The organism is Gordonia sp. GN26 (genome assembly GCF_054823965.1).
The window spans coordinates 1-4,110 of the sequence record NZ_JSYC01000078.1 but is presented as its reverse complement, the minus strand read 5'-3'; the positions used below and the strand labels follow the sequence as shown (position 1 = coordinate 4,110).

5 protein-coding genes are annotated in these 4,110 nt (G+C 69.2%); 2 read left to right on the top strand and 3 right to left on the bottom strand.

Features of this window, described 5'->3' with window-relative positions; genetic code table 11:
- Positions 1-123: 123 nt before the first annotated feature.
- Positions 124-612, bottom strand: a complete 489-nt coding sequence (locus tag OK17_RS16170) for a carboxymuconolactone decarboxylase family protein (protein WP_232719171.1) — start codon at positions 610-612, stop codon at positions 124-126.
- Positions 609-1,403 carry an SDR family oxidoreductase gene (locus OK17_RS16165; protein WP_461418063.1) on the bottom strand — a complete coding sequence of 265 codons (795 nt, stop codon included), beginning with the start codon at positions 1,401-1,403 and terminating at the stop codon, positions 609-611. Before OK17_RS16165 ends, OK17_RS16170 begins: the two co-directional genes overlap by 4 nt.
- A 96-nt stretch (positions 1,404-1,499) precedes the next feature.
- Here OK17_RS16165 and pdxR point away from each other — a divergent pair, with 96 nt between their 5' ends.
- On the top strand, positions 1,500-2,996 hold the full coding sequence (gene pdxR, locus OK17_RS16160; RefSeq protein ID WP_461418062.1) for a MocR-like pyridoxine biosynthesis transcription factor PdxR: 1,497 nt from the start codon (positions 1,500-1,502) through the stop codon (positions 2,994-2,996).
- On the opposite strand, the gene OK17_RS16155 is transcribed toward pdxR, so the two are convergent.
- Positions 2,955-3,737, bottom strand: coding sequence for an isoprenyl transferase (locus OK17_RS16155; RefSeq protein WP_006866049.1), 783 nt, complete (start codon positions 3,735-3,737; stop codon positions 2,955-2,957). The genes pdxR and OK17_RS16155 overlap by 42 nt on opposite strands.
- Positions 3,738-3,852: 115 nt before the next feature.
- On the opposite strand from OK17_RS16155, the gene OK17_RS16150 reads away from it, so the two are divergent.
- Positions 3,853-4,110: hemolysin III family protein (locus tag OK17_RS16150; protein ID WP_461418061.1), on the top strand; the 258-nt coding region annotated here is incomplete at its 3' end.

Genomic DNA, 4,110 nt, shown 5'->3' with positions numbered 1-4,110 from the left:
AGTTGAGGTTCGGCAGTCGGGATCCGGGCGGAAATAGATGTTTCCCGCGTGACCGATTCCTTCCCGCTTACCGGGTAGCGCTCGCGGGAAGGAAACAGTCCCGCGGGAGGGAACAACCAGCGGTCAGCCGAACGCCGGCGACGCCCGGCGTTCGTCGAGACCGGCCGGGTAGCCGCCGGCGATTGCGATCCGGTTCCAGGTGTTGATCATCGCGATCGCGGCCACGAGCTGCCCCGTCTCGACGGCATCGAAATGTGCTCGCACGTCGTTGAACACGTCATCGGTGACCCCGCCCTCGCCGAGCCGCGTCAGTTGTTCGGCGAGCGCGAGGACGGCGCGCTCCCGGGCGTCGAACACGGTTCCGGCCTCGCGCCAGGCCGTGAGCATCAGCAGTTTGCGCGGGTCGATCTGTGCGGCCAGCGCATCGCCGGCATGCATGTGCAGGCAGTACGCGCAGCCGTTGAGCTGAGACACCCTCATCGAGATCAGCTCGCCGATCTCGGCGTCGACACCCGCCGACGACGCCCGCTGCAAGGCGACGAGGGCCTTGTAGACCGCCGGATTGTCCTGCGGAATCCACATGCGCGTCGACGGGCGCGTCCGAACACTCATCGCGCACTTCCTGCGGGAGCGTCGGCATGGCGCGCCAACCACTGCTCGACGGTGGTCGGGGTGACGACGTCCGGGTTCGCGGGCACCAGGCCCCCGCCGCGGATCGCCGGTCCACCGACGGGCGCCCCGAGGATCCAGCGCGGCGATCGACGCCGCGCCGCAACGGCTTTCGCCACGTCGACGAGATCCATCTCGGCCGGTCCCGCGACCTCGATCTTGCGGAACCCGCCCGCCTCGACCGGTGCGGGCGCAGTGGTGGCCGTGTCCGCGACCACCTTCGCCACGTCCTCCGCGGCCGCCGGGCGGCACCGCATCTTCGGCACGATCGCGACGGGACCGACGGCCATCCGTCCCATCATCTGTTCGGCGAGTTCGAACCACTGCACCGACGCCAGGATGGTCAGTGTGGCCGGGTCGACGACGTCGCGATAGGCGGTCTCCTGAGCCGCTTTACCCTGGTAATAACCGAATTTCGCGTTCACTGCCGGATCGTCCGCGTTGACGATCGACACGCAGACAACGTGCCCGACGGCGGCCGCGGTCGCCGCCCGCCCGATGTTGTGCGCCGTCGTCCGGAAGAAGTCGATCGCCTTCTTCGCGCTCAGCGTCTCGACACTGAGGCAGTCGACCACGACGTCGGCCCCGGCCATCGCCCCGGCCAGCCCCTCGCCGGTATAGGCGTCGACCCCGGCCGCCCGATTCGCCCGCACCACCTCGTTGCCGCGCTCGGCGAGCAGATCCGCCACCCGGCTGCCCAGTACCCCGCTCGCTCCGATCACCACGATCTTCATCTCGCCCTCCTTGCCGACTTCGTCGGTTGTTGTGTCTGCTGGTGTCTTCTGGACCTAGGCTAATGCGGGATTAGCACAAGAAAGTGGTCCAATCCGATGGAAGAAAACAGAGTCAATCAAGGCTCCGACCGTTCCGACCCGTGGGCGGAGGTGGCTGCTCGCCTCGGCGCCGATCTGTTCCTCGACCTGCAGCCGGACCCCGGGGCGAGTGCACGCGGGCGCGGTGCGACGCTGCGTCGAACGCTCACCGAGGCGCTGCGGTCGGCGATCCTCGACGGACGCCTCCCTGCAGGCACCGCCCTACCGCCGTACCGTTCGCTCGCCGCCGACCTCGGCCTCGCCCGCGGCACGGTGTCGGCGGTCTATCAGGAACTGATCGCCGAGGGGTGGCTGACCGCGCGGCAGGGTTCGGCCACACGCGTGGCCGAGGGCGCGGCACACCCCGACGCCGCCGGACGGGACGATGAACGCCCGCAGGCGCACCCGACTTTCCGCTTACCGCACGACTTCTCGCTCGGGCAGCCGTGTGCGGGCATGTTCCCGCGGACGGACTGGATCCGCGCCACCCGTCGCGTTCTCACCGACGTCGGCGACGATGCGTTCGCACCCGCGCACCCGCAGGGTCGCCCGGAACTCCGGCACGCCCTGAGCGCATACCTGGGCCGGACCCGCGGCGTCCGCACAAACGCCGACCGGGTGATCCTCGGGACCGCGGTACAGTCCGCGCTGGAGTTGCTGTCGCGCAACGTCATCGGCGACACTCTGGCGGTCGAGAGCCACGGCCTGCCCTTCCACTGGCGAGCCGTCGAACGCGGCAGCACCCGGGTGATCCCGATCCCCGTCGACGACGAGGGGATGGTGATCGACGACCTCGAACGCAGCGGCGCCTCGGCGGTCCTGCTGTCGCCGAGCCACCAGTTCCCGACCGGGGTCGCGCTGTCGCCTGCGCGGCGCATGCAGGTCATCGAGTGGGCCCGGCGCACCGGCGCGATCATCGTCGAGGACGACTACGACGGCGAGTTCCGGTACGACCGCGACCCGGTCGGTGCACTGCAAGCACTCGGCCCGGATGTGGTGGTCCACGCCGGGTCGATGTCCAAGAGCCTCTCCCCCGCCGTGCGCGCCGGGTGGCTTGCGCTGCCACCTCAGCTGGTGGATGTCGTGGTGGGCGCCAAGGGAGTACGCGAAGGCGACGCGAGCATCGTCGATCAGCTGATCCTCGCCGATCTCATCGATTCCGGCGCCTACGACCGGCACATCCGCCGCAGTCGGCAGGTGTATCGGCAGCGCCGCGACGCACTCGTCGAAGCCGTCACCGCATGCGGCTTCGCGCTACCCGGCATCGCCGCCGGACTGCATGCGGTCATCCCCGTCGACCATGCCGAGGAGGGAGCACTCGTTCACGAGGCATTTCGGCGCGGGATCGGGCTCGTCGGATTGTCGTTGTTCCGTCACCCGGACGCCGATCCCCTGCCACACGGCGGCCTGGTCGTCGGTTTCGGAACGCCCGCGGCGTCGACCTTCACCGCCGACCTGCAGGCCCTCCGCGACCTACTTGCCGAATCGCCGGCTGCGGGCGGAGTAGTCCCGTAGGGCGCGCAGGAAGTCGACCCGGCGGAACTCCGGCCAGTACGCGTCGGTGAACCAGATCTCCGAATAGGCGCTCTGCCACAACAGGAATCCCGACAGTCGTTGTTCTCCGGAGGTCCGGATCACGAGGTCGGGGTCCGGCTGGCCCTTGGTGTAGAGGTTCGCGTCGATCGCCTCGACGGTGACCGCCTCGATCATCTCCTCGGGAGTGGCGCCGGCGGCGCGCTTCTCGTCGAGCAGGGCCCGCACCGCGTCGACGATCTCCTGGCGACCGCCGTACCCGACGGCGACGTTGACGTTCATACCGTGTCGTTCGGAGGTGCGGTCGGCCGCGGCCCGGAGTCGCCCGGCGACGGCCTCGGGCAGCGCGTCGAGGGTGCCGACGATGCGGATGCACCAGTCGCCGTCGGGCGAGGAGATCTCGTCGACGATGTCGGGCACGATCTCGAGCAGTGCGTCGAGCTCGTCGGACGAGCGGTTCAGGTTCTCGGTGGAGAGCAGGTAGATGGTGACGGCCTCGATGCCCAGACCCGCGCACCAGCCGAGCATGTCGGCGATGCGCTGGGCGCCCACGCGGTGTCCGTGACTGACGTCGTCGAATCCGGCCTCGCGCGCCCAGCGGCGATTGCCGTCGCAGATGATCGCGACGTGCCGCGGTAGGCGCTGGGTGTCGAGGAGTTGGATGAGTCGACGTTCGTAGATGGTGAGAGCTGGACGGCGCACCCGATCCGGCAGCAGCTTCATCCTTCGCGGCCTCGTGTCACGTGGGACACCTTACGCGCCGGGGTGCGAGCAGGATGACCCTGCCGACCTCCGCGACGGTCCCTACAGACGAGTAAGTTACGGTACCGTAGGTTTTGTGAACACACTGTCGACCCCGCCCCCGGACGTGGCCGATCGCCCGCGTCTGCGCGGCGTGATCCACCACTACTCCGCCTATGTGGCAGCGGTCGCCGGCATCGCGCTGGTCATCGGCGCCGCCATCCTCGACGGCGCCGTCGCCGCGCTGACGTGTGCGGTGTACGCGATCACCGTCGTCGGACTCTTCGCCGTCAGCGCCACCTATCACCGCATCCCGTGGAAGACGGCGCGTGCGCGCATCCGGATGAAGCGTGCC

Bases quoted from the DNA above. Each gene is read 5' to 3' on its own strand.
- OK17_RS16155 (WP_006866049.1), bottom strand. From the start codon at position 3,737: ATGAAGCTGCTGCCGGATCGGGTGCGCCGTCCAGCTCTCACCATCTAC.
- OK17_RS16165 (WP_461418063.1), bottom strand. From the start codon at position 1,403: ATGAAGATCGTGGTGATCGGAGCGAGCGGGGTACTGGGCAGCCGGGTG.
- OK17_RS16170 (WP_232719171.1), bottom strand. From the start codon at position 612: ATGAGTGTTCGGACGCGCCCGTCGACGCGCATGTGGATTCCGCAGGAC.
- pdxR (WP_461418062.1), top strand. From the start codon at position 1,500: ATGGAAGAAAACAGAGTCAATCAAGGCTCCGACCGTTCCGACCCGTGG.